Source organism: Streptomyces sp. NPDC048416, assembly GCF_043200435.1.
In the GTDB taxonomy this organism is placed as follows: Bacteria; Actinomycetota; Actinomycetes; order Streptomycetales; family Streptomycetaceae; genus Streptomyces.
Map to the genome: position 1 here is coordinate 75,131 of NZ_JBICXU010000006.1, position 22,840 is coordinate 97,970.

Sequence of the window (22,840 nt, forward strand, 5' to 3'; positions counted from 1 at the left end):
CCGGCCGCCGCACCACCCGCCTCGGGCTTCGACCGTTCACCATCGATACGGAGGCCGGGCGCCGGGAGTGGCGGCAGATGCTGATGGCCCTCGAACAGCGAGTCGTGCTCACCGACAAGCACCCCGGGCATGCTCGCGGACGACCTGTCGGACTACCTCTTCGCCCGCAGCACCGGACACATCGGCTCGCTGATGACGCTGCTCAACCGCAGCTGCCAGCGGGCGGTCCGCACCGGCGCCGAACGTCTTGACCAGGAGCTCATGGACCGAGTGAAGAACGACGAGGCATCCGAGGCTGCACGCCTCGAACTTCAGGCCGCACTGGAGAAGAAACGGCTGACCAGCCGCCCGCGGCCCCGGAGCCGACGACCCGCATGAGATCTCCGATCCGCACCCTGCCGATCCGGCTGCCTCCACTGCCCGGCGAGGCCCTGGACTCATGGCTGGAGGCGACGGCCAGACGGATGGACACCGCACTCGGTGATGTCCTGCTGCACTTCGGCTTCCCGATCCGGCACCGGGCCGGAAACCAGTTCAAGGGCATCCCGGCAGACTGGACGATCGTCCTCGACGAACAGCGGACCAATGCCGTCGCGCACGCCACCGGGACGTCCCCTGAGACAGTCGCTGCCCTGACCCTGGCGCACTACGACGGACGGGCCCTCCATATGAGTGCCGGAGGCCGGGCCGTGTCACGGGACGTCCTCTGGGGCCGCGGAGGGGGGTCCCGGTTCTGTCCGGAGTGCCTTCTTGCCACTGGTGGGCGATGGCAATTGTCCTGGAGGCTCGGGTTCTCCTTCGCCTGCACCCGGCACCGCAGGCTGCTGGCGGACTGCTGCCCGCACTGCGGGAGGGTGCCGCGGCAGCGGCCCCGTTCCGGCCGGTCGGTCCCTCAATCCGAATTCTGCGGCAATCCACCGACCCGCCCTACCCGCCCGTTTTCGGCTGGCTGCGGCACCGATCTGACCCGCGCTTCGACGCTTCTCCTGCCCACTGGCCATCCGGTTCTCATGGCGCAGGACCGAGTGATGGAGATCATTGACGGGGCAACGGCTGCCTTCGGCCCCTACCGAACCTCTCCCCAGCCGGCGTCGGCGGTGCTGGCGGACATCCGGGCCCTGGGCATCCGCGTCCTGAGCGACCTGCCCGCGGCCGTCCTACGAGAACAGATCCCGGCTGATATCGCAGAAGCGCACCTCAACACCGATGCGGTCTCCCCGCACACCGGACAGGCCATGGAACGTCCGGGGTTCATGGCCCCGCCCCGAGCCGCGGACACGGCCGTCGCGGTCACCATGAGCCTGAGCATCCTGGAGCAACCAGGAATCCACCCGGCCGGCGGGGCCCTGCGGAGCCTGCTGGAAGCAGTACGCGAGGAACTCGCACAGATCTCGGCGACCAGCATCGACAGCTGGGGCAGGGGCGTCAGCCCGGTGCTGCAGTCCGTGCACCTGGCAGCCCTCGCCCCTTCCCTCCGCCCCAGCGAATACGTCCGCTACCGCATCATGACCGAGACCCCCCGCCGACCGACCCGGACCACTCGGGACATCGAGCAGCGAGCCAGGAAGATCCCCACGATGTTCTGGCCGCCCTGGACGATCCGCCTCGCACCACCTGAAGGAATTCCATGCGCGGGCTCTGGCCCCCGTTCTCGCTGCCCTGCTGCTGATTCCCGACAGCCGCACATCCCTGGACCAGGCAGCCGGGCTGATCGGCGACGCCATCGACGGCACTGAGGTGTCACGCCTCCTCCAGGAAGTCGACGACCTTCCGCAATGGCCGGACATCGCCACTGCCCTGGACCGGCTCGCGGACTACCTCGATGCCAACAGCACCCGCATCGACTACGGCCGACGCCGACTCCTCGACTACACCGGCCTGCTTCCTCATGACCGCTGGCTGGAGATCTGCCGCCACACCGGAACACCACCGGGAACCGGACGGCGCGAAGCATCGCACGCAGCCAGCTCTTCCAACGTCTCAGCGGCCTGCCCGCCGAGTCTGCCCCCGACGACCTGGGCGGGCCCGACAGTGCAGAGTTCCGGGCGACGTCCCTGCGGTTCACTGCGCTTCAGACCCCCGACCTCGCACACGCCCTCCAGCAGGAAGCCCTCAACTTCCTGGCCTCACACCACATCCACGACGAGCCCATGACCTGGCAGCCGCCTGCCACCCTGCTGGCAGGGCTCTCCCTTCCCGGCCCCGACCCGGCACACGTCGACCTACCCCGCCTGCACCAGCTCGTCCGCGAACGCCAGCACCCTGTTCAGCACGCCGCCCAGGTCCTGGGCACGACCGTCGAGGCCATCCGACATGCGCTCGACAAACATCCAGCCCCCGCACTCCCGCTGACACAGGACGCCGCCAGAGCCACTGGCCGCATCCGGCAGCAGGCCCGGCAAGCCATTCCGGCAGAGCGCTTCACCCGGCTCTACCTCGACGAACACCGGTCCCTCCAGCAGATCGCCACCCTCACCGGCTTCTCCCGCAGAGTGCTGACCGACCTTGGCAAGGAGTACGGCATCCCGCTCCGCGAGGGCCCCAAGGACTACAAGCGCCGCGGCACCGTCGAACGGGCCTGGTCATCGAGCAATACGTCCACCGCCGCCGGACTCTGCCAGACCTCGCCCGCGAAACCGGCATGAGTCCCGCGAACATGGCCCGCTGGGCCCACACCCACAACATCCCCCTCCGCCCCCGCGGCGGAGCCAGCCACCACACCGCCCTTCGCACCGCCGATCAGGCCGCAGACGCCCCCGCTATCCTGCGTGACGCCCTGACCGGCCCAAATGCGTGGCAGCGACTCGAACGCTTTGCTGCTGCCCTGCCCTACTCCACCGTCACCGAAGCCGCCCGAGCCCTCGGCATGCACCAATCGACACTGACAACCCAGATCAACCGGCTCGAAAAGGACCTCGGTCGACCCCTGATCGAACGCGCTGAGCGGGGCCGCAGGATGCGGCCCACACCCTTCGGCAGAAAGGTAGCCGCTGCCGCCAAGCGTCTTATCGGCCCAGGCGGGCGGCCTTGATCGCGCGTTGGGCGAAGACCTCCTCCCGGGGTCTTCCATCTGCCGCAACGCGTCCTTGCGGTCTCGCTTGGAGAGTCGATCAAGATACGTGTGGCCCATGAGGTGATCGGTCTCGTGCTGCAGACACCGGGCGAAGTACCCCAGCCCCTCGATGACGAGAGGGTTGCCGTCCTTGTCGACCCCACGGGCGACAGCACGATCGGTGCGGGAAACCGCCAAGGTGGCACCGGGCACGGACAGGCAGCCCTCGAGTTCGTCAACAAGCCGCCGACTCCCGGGATCGGGCAGATCCAGGACGGGGTTGATGATGTGACCGACATGCCGGATCCCATAGTCGTCCGGGCAGTCATACACGAACAGTCGCAGGTCAACGCCAACCTGGTTGGCAGCAAGGCCGGCGCCGTCAGCCACATACATGGTCAGGAACATGTCGTCGATTAACGCCGACAACTCCGGAGTCCCGAACTTGGTCACCTCCCGGCACGGACGGCTCAGTACCTCCTCACCGACCACCGTGACTCTGCGAACCGACCCCCGCCCCGCCTCCGGTGGCAGAGCCGGATAGCTGTCCACCGGGTGGCCTTGCACGCGGACTCGACGGTCGATGGAACGGGGCCGCTCGTCACGAACAGACATGGCTGTCTCCTTTTGCGCATGCCACAGATGCCACGGAGGTCACCGCAGCTGGTGCCTTCAGCAGAGCTACTGCTTGCCAAGGTCTTTGCAAAGTAGCAGAATTTGCAAAGTGACTGAAGATGATGTCAACACCCCAGACGACCAGACAGCCGGCGCCGGCGGAGAATTGCGTGAGCACGAAGTCCGCACAGCCCTGCTGGATCTGCTCGCCGAAGTCGGTACCGTCACAGCCACCGAAGCCGCCTCCCGGCTGGGCTACAGCTCTGGCCTCTGCTCGTTCCACCTACGGCAGCTCGCACGCCACGGATATATCGAAGAGGCTCCTCACGAAGGCGGCCGCGCACGTCCATGGCGGCTGAGGACCCCCGCTGCCGACGGTCCCATGGCGGAGGAGCGGTTCGGCGACTTGGCCCGCGGGCTGGAGGACGAGAGCTGGCAGCAATGGCTGACCCAACGGGATGAAGCGCCGCTTGAATGGCGCCACGATGAAGCCTTCAGTGCCGTCGCCTATCTGACGCCCGAGGAGATGAGCCGGGTCGCGAACGTGATCCGACGGGCGCTTGCTCCCTATCAAGACCGTGAACAACGCCCCCTGGCCCGGCCCGATGGCGCTCGACCGGTGGCCCTCATCACCCGACTGTTCCCCCTGCTTCCCCACACAGCAGACGGCGCGGACCAGGACTTGTGAGCCGTCGACCGTCTTGCGTCGTTTGAGGAAATGACACGAGGCTGAGACAGCAGGCAGATGACACGACGTGAGACAGCCTGAAAACGTCCAGGTCACGGCACTGCCACATGACATGGAGGCTGAGAACCTACAGACGCTGTAGGGCCTCGGACTTCGCGGCACCGGCTCATCTCCGATGGCACATCGGCCGGCCCTACGGCGTCTTCCTGGGACTAGCTGGTCGGGGTTCTCACCCCTCGGGGCGGCGGGGCTCCGGCCCGCTCCGCACGTCAGTGCTTGGCTGACACCGAGCGGCGTGGACGGGTGTTCAGCGCCTGGTCTCGTACCTGGTCAGGATCACGCCGCAGGGGAGCGTCCGTGTCTCCACCAGGTTCAGGTTCACCCAGTTGTCCAGCACCGTGAAGAACGGCGTGCCGCCGCCCACCAGGACCGGTGCGGTGGCCAGCACGTACTCGTCAATCAGCCCGGCCCGCAGGGCGGCCCCGGCGAGCGTCGCACCGCCGATGTCCATCGCGCCGCCGTCCTCGGCCTTGAGCCGGGTGATCTCGGCGACCGCGTCTCCGGTGACCAGGCGGGTGTTCCAGTCGACCTCGTCGATCGTCGAGGAGAACACCACCTTCGACATGTCCCGCCAGCGGCGCGCGAACTCGATCTCCGCCAGGGTGACGTCGGGCAGCTGGTCGGCGGTCGGCCAGTAGGAGCTCATCGTCTGCCACAGCTTGCACCCGTACAGCGACAGGTCGGTCGCTTGCAACTGGTCGGACCAGAACTGGAACAGCTCGTCGCTCGGCACGCTCCAGCCGATGTCGTCGCCGGGCGCGGCGATATAACCGTCCAGGGTCAGGTTCATGCCGTAGATCAGTTTCCGCATGACGCCAGCCTCCCTTGAGTCTGTCTCAGGCGTACAGACCGGCGCGGCGCGGGACATTCATCGGTGCGCGATGTGAGCTCGTATGGACCTCGTGCTCGGTGGATCAGCCGCAGACTCAGCCCATGCTGCGTGTGGTGTGTCACAGGTCTCGGGCCTACTGTGAGCCGGTGATCTTCAGAAGGAAGCGGGGGGCCGGGCACCTTGCTGCCACCGTATCCGCGTTGGAGGAGGCGGTGGCCGCTCGCGACGGCGACCGCACCGAGCGTGCCTTCGCCGCCTTGATGGAAGCGGTGCAGTGGGCGCCGGACGCTGAACGCGGGCCGGCGGGGCCCCGGCTGGCGGCGCTGCTTCCGGCCTTTCCACCCACAGGACCGCGGACGCTGCTGGCGATGGCGGCCGGGTTCTGCGTCGAGCACGGGGCCGATCCGGTGAGTTGTGCCGGACCGATCCTCGCCGCTGTTCACGCCGACCTGCTCGACGCCCTGGAGTTCGCCCGCCGCTGGGCCTTCGACGGCGCGGCCGAGAAGGAACTGCCGGAGCCGGACGAGAAGATCATTGACGACGCGCTGCTCACCCGTCTCGGCGGGGACGTCCACGAGGCCGCGCGGCTGGCGCTGGCCTGGTGCTCCGTCGAGAAGTGGCAGCCGCCCGCTCTGGCCGTGCTCTGTCGCAGCGCCGAGGTGCGTCGTCAGTACGCGTCCGCATTGCTCCCTGCCTGCCGCGACCTCGCCGCCCTGGCACAACACGACCTGACATGCCTGGCACATGCACTGGCGGTCCTGGACGACGAGGTTCTTGTGGTGCTGCACAGGCCCACCGGGACCGGGTTCGAGGTGCGCATCGGTGGCATCGGGGACAACTTCCAATTGCACACGCTGCTCGCCCACGTTCTCGTCGGCGGTGGTCAAGTACCCGGCTCCGCTCCTTCGGCGGAGAGCGTCCGATTGGCCACCGACTCCGAACCCGCCCGGGAGCGCACCCAGACCGTCGCGACCGGGGCCTTCGAGCTCCTGGCCCCGGACGGCGAGCGGATCTGGAACGAGGGCTTGCCCGACGACATCCCCATGGTCGAGGGACGACGTCTGCTCGTGCTCGACGAGCCCACATACCGGCGCAGCTGGAACGCTGACCGGTTCTTCCCGGATTTGCCGGGCAGCGCTGAGCTGGTCCGCGTCCTGAGCACCGACGAGACGCGGTCCTGGTTCGCCCGCACGTCGTTCACCCCGGCGATGTCCGACGGGCCCACCCAACTCCTGGGTGACTAGGCCCACTTCTGCATGAGGCGAGGTGTCGGAGTCCTTTGCGCGAGTCCGGTTCGTGCGGGGGCTCGGTGGCAGGGCTTTCGGAGCAGTCAGTAACTGGCGACGCCGGTGAAATGAGGTCGACTGGATGCGGAGCTCGCGGCTAGACCTTGCTCCATGACTTTTTCTCCATCTCCCGTATCGCCCGCCCCCTTCGACGAGTTGCTGCCCACTACACGGCGCGCTCTGCTGCACCGCATCGCGGTCGCCCAGTCCGAGGGGCGCGCCCCTTCGCTTGTCGCGGCCGTGGCGCGGGACGGGCGGATGGTCTGGTCCGGATCGCGTACCTGTGTCGAAGGACACGGGCCGGATGCCGACGTCCAGTACCGCATCGGATCCATCACCAAGTGCTTCACCGCCGTGCTGGTCATGAGGCTGCGCGACGAGGGGCTGCTCGATCTCGGTGATCCGTTGGAGAAGCACCTTGCGGGCACCGCGGCCGGCGGGGTGAGCATCGCCCAACTTCTGTCCCATACCGCGGGTCTGGCTGCGGAGGCACCGGCGCCCTGGTGGGAGCGGACGTCGGGCGACCTCCGGCCCGAGCTCGCGGATGTGCTGGGGGATCAGCCGCAACGGCATCCCGCGGGGCGTCTGCACCACTATTCCAACCCGGGTTACACGCTGCTCGGTTCCCTGGTGGAGGCCGTACGCGGCGTGTCCTGGGAGGAAGCGCTACGGACCGAGATCCTGGTACCGCTCGGACTCGACCGCACGAGTACGCAACCCGTCCACCCCCACGCGGGCGGATGGGCCGTGCACCCCTGGGCCGACGTGCTGCTGCCCGAGCCGTCCGAGGACCTGGGACTGATGGCGCCCGCCGGACAGCTGTGGTCGACCGCGGCGGACCTCTGCCGCTTCGCTGTCTTCCTTGCCGAGGGAGACGAGCGGGTGCTGAGTGCCGCGTCGGTGGCGGAGATGCGTACTCCGGCCGTGGCGCCCGAGGCGGGTGGCTGGGAGAGCGGTTACGGGCTGGGCCTCCAGCTCGCGCGTACCGATGGGCGTGAACTCGCCGGGCATACCGGCTCGTTGCCCGGCTTTGTCGCGGGTCTCTGGGTGAGCGTGGCCGACGGGGTGGCCGCCGTCGCGCTCGCCAACGCGACCTCGGGTCCGATGTGCGGCACGCTGGCGGCTGAGCTCGTGCGGATCGTGGCAGAGGCCGAACCGCGTTTCCCGGAGCCCTGGTGCCCGCCCCCCGCGGTGGACGAGAGGCTACTCGCGCTCACCGGACCCTGGTACTGGGGCACCCATGCCTACGGACTGCGGCTTGCCGCCGATCTGGGTGTCGCCCTGGAACCGCTGCGTGGCACCGGTCGGCCTTCCCGGTTCAAGGCTGCGGCCGACGGCACCTGGGTCGGTCTCGACGGCTACCACCGGGGCGAAACGCTCCGTGTCGCGCTGCGGTCGGACGGATCGGTGAGCCATCTCGACCTCGGATCGTTCGTGTTCACACGTGAGCCCTACGGGCCCGAGGCGGCAGCGGTGCCGGGCGGCGTGGACGCCCAGGGATGGCGGGGCATCTGACGTTTCACGTGAAACGGTTTTTGGGGGAGCCTTGGAGGCCCGTGTTTCACGTGAAACACGGGCCTACAGGGACTTCTTGAATCCCACGTGCGAGGGCTCGAAGCCCAGCCGCTCATAGAAGCGGTGGGCGTCGGTGCGGGTCGCATCCGACGTCAATTGGACCAGCTGACACCCCTGGCGCCTCGCCTCATCGACGGCCCATTCGACGAGCTGGGTGCCGAGTCCACTGCCTCGTTCCGCCGCGTGCACGCGTACGCCCTCGATGATCGAGCGGGTGGATCCACGCCGGGGGAGCCCGGGGACAACGGTGAGCTGAAGGGTTCCGACGACTTTTCCGCCCCGGTCCGCCACCATCACATGCTGGTTCGGGTCGTCGGCGAGACGTTCGAAGGCGATGCGGTACGGCGCGAGGTCATCCGGTGATTCGCGGCGCGCACCCAAGGGATCGTCTGCCAACAGCGCCACGATCGCCGGGATGTCCTTGAGCGTCGCGGGCCTGATCTCAAGATCGGTCATGGCCCGGACGATACGCCGTTCGGCTCAGACGGCGACGTGCAGTTTCTCGACCGCGCGGACCAGAGGCGTCAGCTCCGCATTCTTCGCCGCTTCGTCCAGCGCCTCGCGAAGAGCCCTGTCGTTGGTGGGCCGTGCCTCGGCGAGCAGCGCGAGACCGGACTCGGTGACGTCGGTGTAGATGCCGCGCCGATCGGTGTCGCAGAGGTAGCGGGTCAGCAGCCCGCGGTCCTCCAGTCGGGTCACAAGCCGGGTAGTGGCCGACTGGCTGAGGACCACCGCGTCGGCGACCTGTTTCATCTGGAGGTGGCCGCCCGGACCGCTGTGCTGCCGGCTGAGGACGTCGAGCAACGAATACTCCCGCACGCTGAGGTCGTGCGCGGACTGCAGTGCCCGCTCGATATGAGCGTCGATCTTGCCGTGCAGCAGCGAAAGCGCGCACCAGCCTTGGGAGAGGGCGGTGAGTGCGGGGTCCGTCGCGGTCATGCGTCTGTCCTCCGTCCGGAGCGGCTTGTCCTCAGGATAGTCCACGCCTGCAATAGCCCGCGCTTGCAATTAGCCAGCGTCTGCAACTATTGTGGACGCCTGTAAAGGGCTCATGCAATCTCCCGGAAGGTCATCCCATGCCACTCGCGCTCCTAGCCCTCGCCATGGGGGCGTTCGGTATCGGCACCACGGAATTCGTGATCATGGGGCTGCTCCCCGAGGTTGCCGGAACCTTCGATGTCTCCATCCCCACCGCCGGCTACCTGGTCAGCGGCTACGCGGTCGGTGTGATGCTGGGCGCGCCGCTGATGACCATCGTCGGCACGAAGATCTCCCGCAAGCGCATGCTCATGCTGCTGATGGGCCTCTTCATCGTCGGCAATGTGCTCTCAGCGGTCGCACCCGTCTTCGGCCTGATGCTGGCCGGCCGGGTCGTCGCCTCCCTCGCGCACGGCGCGTTCTTCGGGATCGGCTCGGTCGTCGCGGCCGAACTGGTCGCTCCGGAGAAAAAGGCGGGAGCGATCGCCATGATGTTCACCGGTCTCACCGTCGCCAACGTCGTGGGCGTGCCGATCGGCACGCTCATCGGACAGCAGGTCGGCTGGCGTGCGACGTTCTTCGTCGTCGCCGCGCTCGGTGTGCTCGGCCTGCTGGGCGTCGCCAGGCTCGTCCCGGACATGCCGAAGGCCGAAGGCGTACGGCTGCGGCACGAGATGGCCGCGTTCCGCAACGTCCAAGTACTGCTCGCCATGGCGATGACGGTGCTCGGCTTCGGCGGAGTGTTCGCCGCGATCACCTACATCACCCCGATGATGACGAGCGTCGCCGGCTACGCCGACACCTCTGTCACCTGGCTGCTCGTCCTCTTCGGGCTCGGCATGGTCGTCGGGAACCTGGTGGGCGGCCGGTTCGCGGACCGCGCTCTGATGCCGATGCTCTACGTGTCGCTTTCCGGGCTCGCCGTCGTCCTGGCGCTGTTCACGGTGGCCGCCCACGACAAGCTCGCGTCCGCCGTCGTGGTGTTTCTCATCGGTGCGCTCGGCTTCGCCACCGTGCCCCCGCTGCAAAAGCGTGTGCTCGACCATGCGGCCGGGGCTCCCACCCTCGCGTCCGCCGTGAACATCGGCGCCTTCAACCTCGGCAACGCTCTCTCCGCGTGGCTGGGCGGCATCGTCATCGCCGCCGGCCTCGGCTACACCGCCCCCAACTGGGTCGGTGCCGCGCTCGCCACGGGGGCTGTCCTACTCGCCGTCGTCTCCAGCGCGATCGAGCGGCGTACCAACACGGCAGGACGCATCGTCACCGGCGCCGTCCCCGCTCCCGAGCCGGCCCGGGCCACCGCCCGTCACTGAACCAACCACACTGCCCCGTCAAGGAGTTACCCCGCATGAGCGCCACCAACGTTGCCACAGCCCCGCTCACCACCAAGGATGCGGAAGACCTCGTCGAAGCGGCGCGCTCCGCCGCCGAGGCGGCGGGAGTCACCGTCGCGGTCACCGTCCTCGACGCGGGCGGCCATCTGCTCGCCTTTCGGCGGGACGACCGAGCCGTGCTCATCGCCGGTGAGACCAGTACCCGCAAGGCGTATACGGCGCTCCAGCTGAACGCCCCGACCGCCGACCTCGTGGACGCGGTCCGGCCCGGCGGCCTGTTTCACACACTGCCGACGGCCCTCGACCGCCCGCTTCTCTTCATCGCGGGAGGCGTCCCTGTCCACCGCGGGGGACGCCCGGTCGGAGCCATCGGAGTGGGCGGCGGAACCCCTGACCAGGACCACGGGTTCGCGAACGCGGCCGCGGAATCCCTTGCCCGGCGTTGATCGCCCGGATGCGGCCCCCACGTGCCCGTTGGACACGGCACGTGGGGACTGACACCACCGTCATGCAGACGTCGTCGGCACTAGCCCGCGGCCACGGTCAGGGGGGCGAACCGGCGGTTCCAGTCGCCCGGGAGAGCCGGGATGCCGTGGGTCATCACCGCGTTGAAGCCGACCGACTCCACGCCGGAGGTCTTCAGCCAGTCGAGCAGGTCCTGGTGGCGCACGTCCACGTCGGTGCGCAGCGGACGGTCCGTGCCCGCCGCGAGCGAGGACACGAGAGCTTTGGCCGTTTCCGTGTCGCGGGCGATCAACGGGCCGACCACATGGGTGTTCATGTTGGGCCAAGCGGCCGCGAACCCGGTCAGGCCGGTGGAGTCCTCCGCCACCCGCAACTGGTCGCTGAAGGCCGGCAGCCGGGCGATCACATGGGTGCGGTCCTGCCCGAAGACCTCGGCGTCGAGCCGGAGGATCGCCGGCAGGTCGTCGGCGGTCGCGGGCCGGGTCGCCACGGTCGGAGCCGGGCCGGACGGCCGGAAGTGACCCCTGACCATCTCGGCGCGGCCCACCGTCTGGAAGCCCAGCTCCTCGTACAACGGGCGACCGTGCACGGTGGCGTGCAGGGTGAGCGGAGTGCCTTCCAGCTCGCGCAGTACGTCCTTCATCAGGCGGCGCCCTACGCCCTGCCGGGCGTAGCGGTCGGCCACCAGGACCATGCCGATGGCTGCGAGACCCGGGCCGTATGAGGTGACGACGCACGCGGTGAGCAGGCCCTTGCCGTCCGGGGCGTCGATCCCGTACCCGGTGCCGGCCGCGAGCAGAAGCCCCCATTTGTGCTCCTCACGCGGCCAGCCCCGGTCTTCGGAGAGGTCGGCGCAGGCGACGAGGTCTGCGGTGGTGAGGCGGCGCAGGGGGAGCTCGGTGAGCGGTGAGGGCATGGGGTCAGATTGTCCGACGCACCAGTGCGGCGTCCACCGGTTTCCGGGTCTCGGCACGGTGCTTCCGGCCACACTTCGACAACCTCCACGGCTTGAGTGCCGAGATCGCCGTCATGAAGAAGTACGCACTGGAGGAGACGGCCCGGAGCGGCCACCAGACTGAGGTCGGGTACCCCTTCGCAGGGGGTCGGCGGAGATGTTTCACGTGAAACGGTGTGCGGGGGGCACGGGCCGGCTGCGGGTCGAGCGGATGTTTCACGTGAAACAGGCTGCCGCTCAGTGGCAGCCGTCGGCGTCCGTCAGGCGAGTAACCCCGCGTACTGGCCTCGGCGTATACCGCGGGCCCCCGCCGCATTCGGGGCCCGCCATCTGGCGTGGCCCGTCGGCGAGCACCCTGCGAGCGGCAGCTAGCCCAGATCGGGTGCGTGCATGGCCCGCACACCCTCGATGTTGCCGTCCAAGTAGTGCCTGAGAGACAGCGGGACGAGGTGCACCGAAGCGATCCCGACGCGTGTGAACGGGATCCGAACGATCTCGTACTCTCCGCACGGCTCGTCGATCTCCGGGCCGTGCCGAAGTGAGGGGTCCATGGAGTCGAGGCGGCAGACGAAGAAGTGCTGGACCTTCACTCCGGTCGCGCCTCCGTCGGCGCCGATGTGTTCGACGGTGTCGACGAAGCACGGCACCACGTCGGTGATCTTCGCGCCGAGTTCTTCGTGTACCTCGCGGTGGAGGGCTTCGACGACGGTGGAGTCTTCGGGCTCGACCCCGCCGCCGGGGGTGAGCCAGTACGGATCCATGCCTGGCTTGGTGCGCTTGATCAGAATCAGGTCGTCGCCGTCGAGCAGAACGGCTCGTGCGGTGCGCTTGACCACTGGACGTACGGTCATGGGGGGAATGTGGCCCGAAGGGACCCCTGCGAAACTCTTCGGGCCACCCTTGACGCTCCTCGCATCCGTTGGCTGCGGCGCACAGTAGCCAAGGGTGCGCCCGCGCGCCGTGAGGGAGCCGAGTCCGCCGGTGCGCGCCGAGAGGGGAACCGCTCGGCCGTCATCGCGCCCCACATCGCGGTCGGCGCCGCTGCACCCTGCTGACAAGCCCCTGCCCGCACCGTGATTGAACACTGACGCACGGTCAACTAGCCTGGGTCGGGCGGTTCTCACCATGTGAGAACCGCGGACGGTCCGAGCCACGAGGGGGGAGGCTCGGACCGTCCGTCTTGGGTGCGGGGCACCGCCGGCCCTTCGTGGAGCTGTGTCCGGTCGATCGCCTCAGCCGGCCGCACCCGCTGTGTCCAGGGCGCGTTGCACGTCGGCGATCAGATCGGGGGCGTCCTCCGCCCCGACCGAGAAGCGGATGAAACCCTCTCCCACCGCGTCGCCGCCCCACCGGCCCCGCCGTTCGGCCGTGGAGCGCACGCTGCCGAAGCTGGTGGCGTCATCGACCAGGCGCAGCGCCTCCAGGAAACGTTCGGCGAAAGCACGGTCCGGCAGGTCGAAGGAGACCACGCAGCCAAAACGCTGCATCTGCGCCGAGGCCAGTCGGTACGAGGGATCCGAGGGAAGACCCGGGTAACGCAGCCCCTTCACCTCGTCACGACCGGCCAGCGCCTCGGCCAGGGCCAGGGCGTTCGCGGCCTGCCGCTCGGCGCGCAGGTGCAGGGTCGCGAGGGAGCGGTGGGCCAGCCAGGCCTCCATCGGCCCCGGGATCGCCCCGACGACCTTGCGCCATGTGCGTACGCGTGCGGCGAGGTCCGGGTCGCGGCACACGACATAGCCCAGCAGGAGATCACCGTGCCCGGTCAGGCCCTTGGTGCCGCTGGCGACCGCGAAGTCCGCGCCCAGGTCGAGGGGACGCTGTCCGAGCGGCGTGGCCAGGGTGTTGTCCACCGCCACGAGCGCGCCCACCTCGTGTGCGGCGTCTGCGAGCCGGCGTACGTCGCACACATCGAGACCGGGGTTGGACGGCGTTTCGATCCACAGCAGCTTGGCGCCGTCCAGGTGCGCCAGTTGGGCCTCGCCGGCGGTCGGAGCGGTACGCACCTCGATGCCGTACGCCTCCAGTTGCGCACGGACCAGCGCCAGGGCCTGGTAGCCGTCGTCCGGCAGGACCACCGTGTCGCCGGCGCTCACCTGGGAGAGCAGCACGGCCGAGATCGCCGCCATCCCGGACGCGAAGACGATCGCCTCGGCGCTCTCGTCGGGGGACTCCAGCTCGGCCAGGGCCCGCTCCAGGTGGGTCCAGGTGGGGTTGGTGTCGCGGCCGTAGGTGTAGGGCCCGGTTGCTTCGCCGGGCAGGTGGAAGTGGGCGGCGAACACCGGGCCCGGAAGGGTGGGTTCGTAAGCGACCGGGTCGGGAAGACCGGCGCGGACGGACCGCGTGCCGTCACCTGTCATGCGACACACTCCATTTCGGCGCGGACGGCGGCGAGCAGCCATGCGCTCGCCGCCTCCACCGTCCGCAGGCATTCCGCGAAATCCTCGCGAGCGCCGTAGTAAGGGTCGGGAACGTCCAGATCCTCATGGGCATGGGGATCGTAGGAGCGGAGCAGCCTCACCTTCGAGGCCTCCGGCGTGCTTGGCGCGAGGCGGCGCAGCTCCCGCAGATGGCCCCCGTCGAGCGCGATCACCAGATCGAGCCGGGAGAACCAGGAAGCGTGGAACTGCCGTGCCGTGTGGGACGTTCCATAACCGTGCTCGTCGAGCACCGACACCGCACGCGGGTCGGCCGGTCGGCCTTCGTGCCAGCCTTCGGTTCCCGCGCTCTGCACCTGGATCAGACCTCCGAGTCCGGCGCTGGTCACCCGGGCCCGGAAGACGGATGCGGCAATGGGCGATCGGCAGATGTTGCCGGTGCACACGAAGCAGACGGTATAGGGGGCGGCCAAGGCTCAGTCCTTGTCGTCGGGGAGGACGATGTGCATCGCCCAGGACACGATCGAGATGATCAGGGCGCCGAGCACGGCGGTCCAGAATCCCTCGACATGGAAACTGAGGTCGAGCTTGTCGGCCAGCCAGGAGGTAAGCAGCAGCATCAGTGCGTTGATCACCAGCGTGATCAAGCCGAGCGTGAGGATGAAGAGCGGGAAGGACAGCAACTTCACCACGGGCTTCACGACGAAGTTCACCACACCGAAGACCAGCGCGACCAGAACCAGCGTCAGGGCCTTCTTGCCGGTGTTGTCGCCGGTCAGGGTGATGTTCTTCACCAGCCAGATGGCCACCGCCAGGGCGGCCGCGTTGGCGATGGTCTTGACTACAAAATTCTTCATGGGTCCGATCGTGGCAGACGTGATCGGCACTAGTGCAGGGGCGGACGGCGATGAAAGATTTCCGGCTCGACGAGTTGGAGGCGGAGCGGGCCGCCAACGACGGTGCGTATCTGCAGTTTTTGCGGGAGCGGAACATGTCGGCGGGGCTGTACGCGCTTGACGCGGGCGCGCACGACTCGCAGTCCCCGCACGCACAGGACGAGATCTACTTCGTGGTCAGCGGCCGTGCCGCCATCACCGTGGGTCTGGAGACGACGCAGGTCTCGCGCGGCAGCGTGATCTATGTACCGGCCGGGGTGGCGCACAAGTTCCACCACATCACCGAGGACCTGAGGGTTCTGGTCGTCTTCTCTCCGCCTGAGAGCTGAGGGTCGTCCCTGACTCTCCCTAAGGGTTCGGTCAGGGGACTTCAAGGGCTGCGGCGGCCCCGTACGGCACCCTCTCGCCCCTAGCATCGAGAGTGTCGAAAGCACGGAACGCGTGACCTGACGGAAAGAGGTAAGGACGATGGCCGCACGGGAGATATTCGCGGGGATGCCCTGGTGGGTGAAGTGGGTCGCCGTGCCCGTCATCGCCTTGGTGGTGTTCGGTGGTCTGATCGCCAGCGTGGTGGGCTTCCTGTTCGGTCTGCTCTTCAAGGTGCTGGTCTTCGTGGCCCTGGTCGGCGGTCTGATCTACGTGGTGCGGAGGTTCCTGTCCTCCTCGTCCTCCTCGCGCGGCGGCTGGTAGCGGAGCCCGGGCGGAAGGGGGATTCCGCCCGTGGCCCGCACGGAGGTTGCCGCCCACTACGCGCAGGCCCGCACAGCGGTCCGGCGGGACGTGAGGGCTGGTCGGCGCCACACGAGGGCAGGCCGGCGCTACACGCGGCGAGGCGCGCCATGCCGTACGCGTCAGGGCGGCGCGGGATTAGCCCAGTCGGGGGATTGACCGGGCAAACCGCCTGCTTCCCGGACGTCGGCCATTAGAGTGGCACATCCCTGCCGCCCCCCTGGGAACCACGGGTTCTGACCGCGTCCGACCGTCGGTCCAACCGACCCGTGCTGTCGCCCCCGGGGCACGCGGCGGCCGCGCGGGGGTGGCCCCCGCGGGCGGGCGCGGTGCCCGTCAGCACGCCTGGGGGTGACCTGTGGCCACGGCTTCGAACGCCGCCGTCCCTACGAACGCCGCCGTCCCTACCCTGATCGGCTCGGTCCAGCGGGCCCTGCGGCTGCTGGAAGCAGTCGGTTCCCACGCCGGTGGCGCGCCCGCCAAACAGCTGGCGCGGGAGGCAGGACTGCCGCTCCCCACCGCGTACCACCTCCTGCGGACGCTGACCCATGAGGGTTACCTGCGGCGCGAGAGCGGGGTCTTCGTCCTGGGCGCGGCTGCCGAGCGTTTGGCGAACGGCGGGGCCCTGCAGAATCGTCGCAGCAAGATCACCGATTCACTGGTGCGCTGGCGGGACTCCATCGGAGTGCCCGTCTATTTCGCCGTCTACCGCGAAGGCGAGATCGAGATCGCCGGGGTCGCCGACACCCCGGCCGCGCCCGCCGTCGAGGAGTGGGCCGATTTCCGTGAGACCGGGCACGCCCACGCGATCGGCCAGTGCCTGCTCAGCCAGCTGGACAGCGACGCCCGTGAGGACTACCTGGACCGGCACCCCGTGAAGGCGATCACGCCGTACACGGTGCGGGACCGGCGGGCGCTGTCGGAGCGGCTGGCGACTACACAGCGTATGCGTCCGGTGATCGAACGGCAGGAGTACGCCTTGGGCACGGTCTGCGCGGCGATCCCCCTGACGGCCGGTTCCTGCGCCGCGACCATGGCCATCTCCCTCCCCCTCCACCAGCAAGAACGTCTGCTGCCCGCGATCGAGCAACTGCGCGGCGAAGTGGGTGGTCTGCTCAGTTCCCTGATGTTCTCTATCAGTATCTGAAATCTCACTCCTTGTGATCTGTTGGCGCTTACAGCACGATGGCGTCACGAAGGTCCCGAGGGATCGTTCCTGGCCGGTTTCAGCTAGAGCGGGGTACGTGAAGATGCGTGAGTCGGTTCAGGCAGAAGTGATGATGAGCTTCCTCGTCTCCGAGGAACTTTCCTTCCGGATCCCCGTGGAGCTGGCGTACGAAGCGACGGACCCGTATGCCGTGCGCATGACCTTCCACCTCCCCGGCGACGCGCCCGTCACCTGGGCCTTCGGGCGTGAACTGCTCCTCGACGGCATCAACGGACCGACCGGGGACGGTGATGTGCGGATCGAGCCGAGCGACCCTGACGAGCTCTCCGACGTCCACATCCGGCTCCAAGTGGGCGCCGACCAGGCCCTCTTCCGGGCCGGAGCCGCGCCCCTCGTGGCCTTCCTCGACCGTACTGACAAGCTCGTACCGCTGGGGCAGGAGTGGACGCTCGGAGAGTTCGACGAGCATCTGGAGGACGCGCTCGGACGCATCCTGGCGGAGGAGAACGCCGGCTGAGCAATTCGCCGCCCCCGCCCGTACGTTCCCGCTCCGGCTATTTCCTGCGGCGGTGGCCGCCACCGCCGCGTGCCGCCCGGAGCCGCGGCCCCGTACGGACGACGGGGACCGGCCGGTCGGCGGAGACCACCAGGGCGGCCAGCGCGGTGGTCAACGGCACGGAGGCGACAAGTCCGATCGAGCCGACAAGCGTGCGGACGATCTCCTCGGCCACGAGCTCGCTGTTGGCCACCGTGCCCACACTGCTCTGCGCGATCGAGAACAGCAGCAACAGCGGCAGCGCGGCGCCCGCATAGGCGAGCACCAGCGTGTTGACCACCGACGCGATGTGGTCGCGGCCGATCCGGATGCCCGCCCGGTACAGACCGCGCGGGCCCATCGTCGGGTTCGCCTCGTGCAGCTCCCAGACCGCCGACGTCTGTGTGACCGTCACGTCGTCGAGCACGCCGAGCGAGCCGATGATGACGCCCGCGAGCAGCAGGCCGGACATGTCGATGCGGGGGTAGAGGCCGTGGATGAGGCCGGTGTTGTCGTCGGTGTTGCCGGTGAGTGCGGCCCAGCCGATGAAGAGCGAGCCGAGCAGCCCGATCAGCATGAGTGAGACAAGGGTGCCGAGGACGGCGACGGAGGTGCGCGCGGACAGGCCGTGGCACATGTAGAGCGCGATCAGCATGATGGCGCTCGCCCCGACCACCGCCACAAGCAGCGGATTGGAGCCCTGCAACACCGCCGGAAGGATGAACAGGGTCAGGACGGCGAACGAGACGACGAGGGCGACCAGTGCCATCACTCCGCGCAGCCGGCCGACGATCACGACCGCGAGTGCGAAGATCCCCGCCAGCAGCGCCATCGGGAAGCGGCGGTTCACATCGGTCACCGAATATTGTAGGTCATGGGGGGCGTCGGGGGCGTACGAGACGATCACGCCCTGGCCCGCGTGCAGTTGGCGGGGCGAGTCGGGCTGGACGATCTCGGTGAACGTGCGGCCCTTCTCCTTGCCCGATGTGACCTCGACGGTGGCCTTGCCGCACGGTTTGCTCGGGGTGTTGCGTGCCTGCTGGCTCTCGGCCGTGGACGTGTCACCGTTCGACGGAGCCTGACCGGCGTTGACCGACTTGCAATCCACCTTGTCCACGGTGATGACCTTGGCCTGCTGGGTCTGGCGGTCGAAGCCGACCCCGGTGCGCTGATGCGGCGGGGCGCCGCCGGGCCAGAGCACCACGAGGCCCACAAGTACCGCCGTGGAGAAGGGAATCAGCACCGCGGCGATGACTTTGCGGAGGTGTTTCGACACGGGGGCGGCGGGCCCATGGCTGTGCGAGTGGCCGTGCCCGTGGCCGGGTCCGCCCGTGGGGTGCGGGGGGTGCGGTTCTGGTGAGGTCACCGCCCGATCATCGCAAGAACGGAGGGGGCCCTCTGTTCAGCGCGCCAGTGAGGACGCTAGCGTGGTGACACCTTTGCACACGCGGGAGCTCGGAGCACCGGGCTGAGAGGGCGCTGAAAACCGTACGAACCGTACGGACGAGGCTGCGCCGACCGCCGAACCTGTTACCGGGTAATGCCGGCGTAGGGAGTAGGTCTCATGACCGTTCAGGACGCACGCACGCCTGCCTCCAGCACTGAGGAGAGCGGGAAGTCCATCGGCTGGCACAAGGGGTACATCGAGGGTTCGCGCCCCGACCTCAAGGTGCCGGTCCGGCAGGTGCACCTCACCAACGGCAAGGCCGTGACGCTGTACGACACGTCGGGGCCGTACACCGACCCGGGCGTCGAAACGGACGTCCGCCGCGGCCTCGCCCCGCTCCGGGAGAACTGGATCATCGGGCGCGGCGACACCGAGGAGTACGCCGGGCGCCCGGTGCGCCCCGAGGACGACGGCATCAAGCACACCTCGCCGCGCGGGGGCCTGAAGAACCTCGACGCGGTCTTCCCCGGCCGTCCGCGCCAGCCGCGCCGGGGCCGTGGCGGCCAGGCCGTCAGCCAGCTCGCGTATGCGCGGCGCGGCGAGATCACCCCGGAGATGGAGTACGTCGCGATCCGCGAGAACGTCTCCCCCGAGGTCGTCCGCGAGGAGATCGCGGCGGGCCGCGCGGTGCTGCCCGCCAACATCAACCACCCCGAGATCGAGCCGATGATCATCGGCAAGCGTTTCCTGGTGAAGGTCAACGCCAACATCGGGAACTCCGCGGTCACCTCCTCCATTGAGGAGGAGGTCGACAAGATGACCTGGGCCACCCAGTGGGGCGCGGACACGGTCATGGACCTCTCCACCGGCCGCAACATCCACACGACCCGCGAGTGGGTGCTCCGCAACTCCCCCGTGCCCATCGGCACGGTGCCGCTGTACCAGGCCCTGGAGAAGGTCGACGGGCGTGCCGAGGACCTGACCTGGGAGATCTACAAGGACACGGTCATCGAGCAGGCCGAGCAGGGCGTGGACTACATGACGGTCCACGCCGGTGTCCTGCTGCGCTATGTGCCGCTGACCGCCCGCCGCAAGACCGGCATCGTCTCGCGCGGCGGTTCGATCATGGCGGCCTGGTGCCTGGCGCACCACAGGGAGTCGTTCCTGTACGAGAACTTCGAGGAGCTCTGCGACATCCTCGCGTCGTACGACGTCACGTACTCGCTGGGCGACGGCCTGCGGCCCGGCTCCATCGCGGACGCCAACGACGAGGCGCAGTTCGCGGAACTGCGCACGCTCGGGGAACTCAACACGATCGCCAAGCGTCACAACGTACAGACGATGATCGAGGGCCCGGGACACGTCCCGATGCACAAGATCAAGGAGAACATCGACCTCCAGCAGGAGATCTGCGACGAGGCCCCGTTCTACACCCTGGGGCCGCTGACCACCGATGTGGCGCCCGCCTACGACCACATCACCTCCGGCATCGGTGCGGCGATGATCGCCTGGTGGGGTACCGCGATGCTCTGCTACGTCACGCCCAAGGAGCACCTTGGCCTGCCCAACCGTGACGACGTCAAGACCGGCGTCATCACGTACAAGATCGCCGCGCACGCGGCGGACCTGGCCAAGGGGCACCCGGGCGCGCAGGAGTGGGACGACGCGCTCTCGGACGCCCGGTTCGAGTTCCGCTGGGAGGACCAGTTCAACCTGGCCCTCGACCCGGTCACGGCCCGGGAGTTCCACGACGAGACGCTGCCCGCGGAGCCGGCCAAGACCGCGCACTTCTGCTCGATGTGCGGTCCGAAGTTCTGCTCGATGAAGATCAGTCGAAGCATCACGGAGCAGTTCGGCGGCGATGACCCGCTGACCAGCGACGATGAGGCGCGAGCGGGGATGCTTGCCAAGTCGGAGGAGTTCGCCGCGCAGGGAAATCGGCTGTACCTGCCTATTGCGGACTGATCCTCTGAGGGCTGACCCTCTGAAGGGCTGACCTTCTGAGATGGCCTCGGAGTGATTCGAGGCCGTCTCAGCAGCCATGCCGGGTCCAGTCGGGACGGCTCCCCACATGGGGCCCGGCCCCCGCTCAGCCCTTCCGCTCACCCAGGACGCAGAACTCGTTGCCCTCCGGGTCGAGGAGGGTCACCCAGTGCTGCCCGTCCTGCACGGCGTCGACGCGCTGGGCGCCGAGGGAGAGCAGCCGGGCAACCTCGGCCTCCTGGTCGTCAGGGCGGAAGTCGGGGTGGAGCCGGTTCTTCGACGTCTTGCCGTCGGGGACAGGCACGAAGAGCAGGCCCGGCATCCGGTCCGGCTCAGGCCGGATCTCGATGATCTCCTCGGATTCGTCGACCACAACCCAGCCGAGAGCTTCCGCCCACCAGCGCCCGAGAGCGACGGGGTCGGCGGAGTCGACGATGATCTGTTCCCATTCCAGTGCCATGGGCCTGAGCATAGGCAGACCGGCGGCCCACCCCGGAAAGCCGCCAATCTTCCCAATCCACCAAGTCCTCCGTGGTCGCGTCAGGAACCAACCTGGTGGGACATCACAGTTGGTCCCTTCTCGGGCTGAGCCGGGCCCACCGTCCCGACGGGCTCCGGTCCGGGAGCAGGTGTTGTTCCCGCTCTGGCGGCCACCCCGACAAGTCAGCCGCGACGCCCGCCGTTCAGTCCCGATCGCCCTGCGAAAACGGTGTGGCCCCGAGCGGAAAAAGGCTCGGGGCCACAGCGAAGGGTGAGGGAGGGGAGTCGAGCTCTTCGGCGAAAGCTCGACTCCGGTGAATGGCCGGGCGGGCTACGCCTTCGCCGTGTCCGCCGCGGGGCGCTTTCTGCCCGGGGCGATGGTCTTGAGAATGCGCGCGAGCGGCTTCTCGACGGCCTCGTGCAGAAGGGCTGCCAGGACGAGGGAAACGCAGAACACCGTGATCACGGCGGGCGCGGTCCCGATGTTGTGGTGCTTCCTCAGGATGTGGTCGGCAGCGAAGATGACGAGTTCGTGGACCAGGTAGAAGCAGAAGGAGACCTGTCCCAGATAGACCACGATCCGGCCCCGCATCCACGACGAGGTCCCGCGCACATCGGCCCGTGCGGCAGCCGGGATCAGCAGGAGGTACGGAATGAGGGTGCACGCCCCGAAGTGGAACGCGTCCGGGACGATGCGGGTCAGCCACAGCAGGGCGACCGTGCACAGGGCCCCGCTCACGAGCAGCCCGGGGCCGCGCCAGCTGCCCCGCTTGACCAGGAGGGCAAGCACGATGCCGGCGACGAATTCGGGCAGCCGCGCCGGCGGCAGGATGTAGGAGAGGTAGCTGTCACGCCAACCGGCGTGGTCGGCCATCCACATGGCCGCCGCGGGCATCAGCAGGGCGAGCGCCGTCATGGCCGCGAGCACCCGGTACAGGCCGCGGTCGCTCATGCGCAGCAACCCCGGCAGCAGGAAGGGGAAGGTGAAGTAGAAGAAGAACTCGCAGCTCAGGGACCAGGACACCCCGTTGAAGCCGAACCAGAAATCGGGCTGGTTGGGGATCCACGACTGCGTCAGCGTCAGGTTCGTCAGCGCCACGCGCCCGCTCAGCTGCTGGCCTTCCCGCACCAGGAGGAGCACGGCGGCCAGGAAGGTCACCAGATGGGCGGGGTAGATCCGGGCGAACCGGTTCCAGTAGAACGTCCGCCGGCGCACGGACCTCGTCCCTTGCGACCAGGCCAGGACGAAGCCCGAGAGGATGAAGAAGAACGACACCGCGGACGGGGCCCCGAGGGTGAGCCATCGAAGCGCATTCACCTGCCGGGCATGGCCCCAGAAATCCGCCTCATAGGCGAAATGCATCAGGAAGATGGCCAGGGCCGCCACCCACCGCAGTCCGGTCAGCGACTTCAAATGCGAAGGCATGCCGACGGGAGCCGATGCGGG

The 22,840-nt window shown here is 68.5% G+C and carries 25 protein-coding genes, 1 pseudogene and 1 riboswitch; of the genes and pseudogenes, 14 read left to right on the forward strand and 12 right to left on the reverse strand.

From position 1 onward, the window contains the following. Positions 1–129 precede the first annotated feature (129 nt). From ACGFW5_RS10325 to ACGFW5_RS10340, 4 genes are all read left to right on the forward strand, one after another. Positions 130–378 (forward strand): hypothetical protein, encoded by a 249-nt coding sequence (locus ACGFW5_RS10325; RefSeq protein WP_393833763.1) that lies wholly within the window; start codon positions 130–132, stop codon positions 376–378. Further along, the gene (locus ACGFW5_RS10330) at positions 375–1,736 is read left to right on the forward strand and encodes a TniQ family protein (RefSeq protein WP_393833764.1); all 1,362 of its coding nucleotides are present in this window, start codon (positions 375–377) and stop codon (positions 1,734–1,736) included. Before ACGFW5_RS10325 ends, ACGFW5_RS10330 begins: the two co-directional genes overlap by 4 nt. Positions 1,737–2,150: 414 nt before the next feature. Next, positions 2,151–2,645: a hypothetical protein gene (locus ACGFW5_RS10335; protein ID WP_393833765.1), complete on the forward strand. Its 495-nt coding sequence runs from the start codon at positions 2,151–2,153 to the stop codon at positions 2,643–2,645. A gap of 11 nt (positions 2,646–2,656) precedes the next feature. Then, entirely contained in the window at positions 2,657–3,031 is a 375-nt protein-coding gene (locus ACGFW5_RS10340; protein ID WP_393833961.1) for a LysR family transcriptional regulator, read from the forward strand. Here ACGFW5_RS10340 and def read toward each other — a convergent pair. Next, positions 3,006–3,667: pseudogene (def, locus tag ACGFW5_RS10345) on the reverse strand (peptide deformylase). The gene ACGFW5_RS10340 and the pseudogene def overlap by 26 nt on opposite strands. 109 nt (positions 3,668–3,776) lie before the next feature. Here def and ACGFW5_RS10350 point away from each other — a divergent pair. Beyond that, positions 3,777–4,355: a winged helix-turn-helix domain-containing protein gene (locus tag ACGFW5_RS10350; RefSeq protein ID WP_393833766.1), complete on the forward strand. Its 579-nt coding sequence runs from the start codon at positions 3,777–3,779 to the stop codon at positions 4,353–4,355. A 307-nt stretch (positions 4,356–4,662) separates the two neighbouring features. Here the strand turns inward: ACGFW5_RS10350 and ACGFW5_RS10355 are convergent, their stop codons facing one another. Beyond that, on the reverse strand, positions 4,663–5,226 hold the full coding sequence (locus ACGFW5_RS10355; RefSeq protein ID WP_393833767.1) for a dihydrofolate reductase family protein: 564 nt from the start codon (positions 5,224–5,226) through the stop codon (positions 4,663–4,665). Between the two features lie 233 nt (positions 5,227–5,459). Here ACGFW5_RS10355 and ACGFW5_RS10360 point away from each other — a divergent pair, with 233 nt between their 5' ends. Then, a complete protein-coding gene (locus ACGFW5_RS10360) occupies positions 5,460–6,491 on the forward strand; it encodes a hypothetical protein (RefSeq protein ID WP_393833768.1) in 1,032 nt (343 codons plus the stop codon). Between the two features lie 153 nt (positions 6,492–6,644). Then, positions 6,645–8,048: a serine hydrolase domain-containing protein gene (locus ACGFW5_RS10365; RefSeq protein ID WP_393833769.1), complete on the forward strand. Its 1,404-nt coding sequence runs from the start codon at positions 6,645–6,647 to the stop codon at positions 8,046–8,048. A gap of 63 nt (positions 8,049–8,111) precedes the next feature. Here ACGFW5_RS10365 and ACGFW5_RS10370 read toward each other — a convergent pair whose 3' ends face one another. Both ACGFW5_RS10370 and ACGFW5_RS10375 read right to left on the reverse strand, forming a co-directional pair. After that, complete coding sequence (locus ACGFW5_RS10370; RefSeq protein WP_393833770.1) at positions 8,112–8,564, reverse strand: GNAT family N-acetyltransferase; 453 nt, start codon at positions 8,562–8,564, stop codon at positions 8,112–8,114. A gap of 24 nt (positions 8,565–8,588) precedes the next feature. After that, positions 8,589–9,047: a MarR family winged helix-turn-helix transcriptional regulator gene (locus ACGFW5_RS10375; protein ID WP_393833771.1), complete on the reverse strand. Its 459-nt coding sequence runs from the start codon at positions 9,045–9,047 to the stop codon at positions 8,589–8,591. A 137-nt stretch (positions 9,048–9,184) separates the two neighbouring features. Between ACGFW5_RS10375 and ACGFW5_RS10380 the strand changes: the two genes are divergently transcribed. Both ACGFW5_RS10380 and ACGFW5_RS10385 read left to right on the forward strand, forming a co-directional pair. Then, positions 9,185–10,399 carry an MFS transporter gene (locus ACGFW5_RS10380; RefSeq protein WP_393833772.1) on the forward strand — a complete coding sequence of 405 codons (1,215 nt, stop codon included), beginning with the start codon at positions 9,185–9,187 and terminating at the stop codon, positions 10,397–10,399. A gap of 35 nt (positions 10,400–10,434) precedes the next feature. Next, entirely contained in the window at positions 10,435–10,866 is a 432-nt protein-coding gene (locus tag ACGFW5_RS10385; protein WP_393833773.1) for a heme-binding protein, read from the forward strand. Between the two features lie 80 nt (positions 10,867–10,946). Here the strand turns inward: ACGFW5_RS10385 and ACGFW5_RS10390 are convergent, their stop codons facing one another. From ACGFW5_RS10390 to ACGFW5_RS10410, 5 genes are all read right to left on the reverse strand, one after another. After that, positions 10,947–11,801 carry a GNAT family N-acetyltransferase gene (locus ACGFW5_RS10390; RefSeq protein ID WP_393833774.1) on the reverse strand — a complete coding sequence of 285 codons (855 nt, stop codon included), beginning with the start codon at positions 11,799–11,801 and terminating at the stop codon, positions 10,947–10,949. A 407-nt stretch (positions 11,802–12,208) separates the two neighbouring features. Further along, entirely contained in the window at positions 12,209–12,691 is a 483-nt protein-coding gene (locus ACGFW5_RS10395) for an NUDIX hydrolase (protein ID WP_362716013.1), read from the reverse strand. A gap of 381 nt (positions 12,692–13,072) precedes the next feature. Then, a complete protein-coding gene (locus tag ACGFW5_RS10400; protein WP_393833775.1) occupies positions 13,073–14,239 on the reverse strand; it encodes a cystathionine gamma-lyase in 1,167 nt (388 codons plus the stop codon). Next, positions 14,194–14,688: a low molecular weight protein-tyrosine-phosphatase gene (locus ACGFW5_RS10405; RefSeq protein ID WP_393833776.1), complete on the reverse strand. Its 495-nt coding sequence runs from the start codon at positions 14,686–14,688 to the stop codon at positions 14,194–14,196. The genes ACGFW5_RS10400 and ACGFW5_RS10405 overlap by 46 nt, the downstream gene beginning before the upstream one ends. A gap of 3 nt (positions 14,689–14,691) precedes the next feature. Further along, entirely contained in the window at positions 14,692–15,072 is a 381-nt protein-coding gene (locus tag ACGFW5_RS10410) for a phage holin family protein (RefSeq protein ID WP_393833777.1), read from the reverse strand. 50 nt (positions 15,073–15,122) lie between these two features. Here ACGFW5_RS10410 and ACGFW5_RS10415 point away from each other — a divergent pair, with 50 nt between their 5' ends. The 4 genes from ACGFW5_RS10415 to ACGFW5_RS10430 all read left to right on the forward strand — a co-directional run bounded on the left by ACGFW5_RS10415 (position 15,123) and on the right by ACGFW5_RS10430 (position 17,525). Further along, a complete protein-coding gene (locus tag ACGFW5_RS10415; protein WP_393833778.1) occupies positions 15,123–15,440 on the forward strand; it encodes a cupin domain-containing protein in 318 nt (105 codons plus the stop codon). Positions 15,441–15,579: 139 nt separating this feature from the next. Then, entirely contained in the window at positions 15,580–15,801 is a 222-nt protein-coding gene (locus tag ACGFW5_RS10420) for a DUF5326 family protein (protein WP_350231510.1), read from the forward strand. Between the two features lie 448 nt (positions 15,802–16,249). Next, positions 16,250–16,987: an IclR family transcriptional regulator gene (locus ACGFW5_RS10425; protein ID WP_393833962.1), complete on the forward strand. Its 738-nt coding sequence runs from the start codon at positions 16,250–16,252 to the stop codon at positions 16,985–16,987. Positions 16,988–17,090: 103 nt separating this feature from the next. After that, entirely contained in the window at positions 17,091–17,525 is a 435-nt protein-coding gene (locus tag ACGFW5_RS10430) for an SsgA family sporulation/cell division regulator (protein WP_393833779.1), read from the forward strand. A gap of 37 nt (positions 17,526–17,562) precedes the next feature. Here ACGFW5_RS10430 and ACGFW5_RS10435 read toward each other — a convergent pair whose 3' ends face one another. Next, positions 17,563–18,909 (reverse strand): YibE/F family protein, encoded by a 1,347-nt coding sequence (locus tag ACGFW5_RS10435; RefSeq protein WP_393833780.1) that lies wholly within the window; start codon positions 18,907–18,909, stop codon positions 17,563–17,565. Between the two features lie 71 nt (positions 18,910–18,980). Further along, positions 18,981–19,115: riboswitch (TPP riboswitch) on the forward strand. On the opposite strand from ACGFW5_RS10435, the gene thiC reads away from it, so the two are divergent. Further along, complete coding sequence (gene thiC, locus ACGFW5_RS10440; RefSeq protein WP_393833781.1) at positions 19,108–20,895, forward strand: phosphomethylpyrimidine synthase ThiC; 1,788 nt, start codon at positions 19,108–19,110, stop codon at positions 20,893–20,895. It overlaps the preceding riboswitch by 8 nt. A gap of 124 nt (positions 20,896–21,019) precedes the next feature. Here the strand turns inward: thiC and ACGFW5_RS10445 are convergent, their stop codons facing one another. Both ACGFW5_RS10445 and ACGFW5_RS10450 read right to left on the reverse strand, forming a co-directional pair. After that, positions 21,020–21,373, reverse strand: a complete 354-nt coding sequence (locus ACGFW5_RS10445; protein WP_393833782.1) for a VOC family protein — start codon at positions 21,371–21,373, stop codon at positions 21,020–21,022. A gap of 351 nt (positions 21,374–21,724) precedes the next feature. After that, positions 21,725–22,819 (reverse strand): acyltransferase family protein, encoded by a 1,095-nt coding sequence (locus ACGFW5_RS10450; protein ID WP_393833783.1) that lies wholly within the window; start codon positions 22,817–22,819, stop codon positions 21,725–21,727. Positions 22,820–22,840 lie beyond the last annotated feature (21 nt).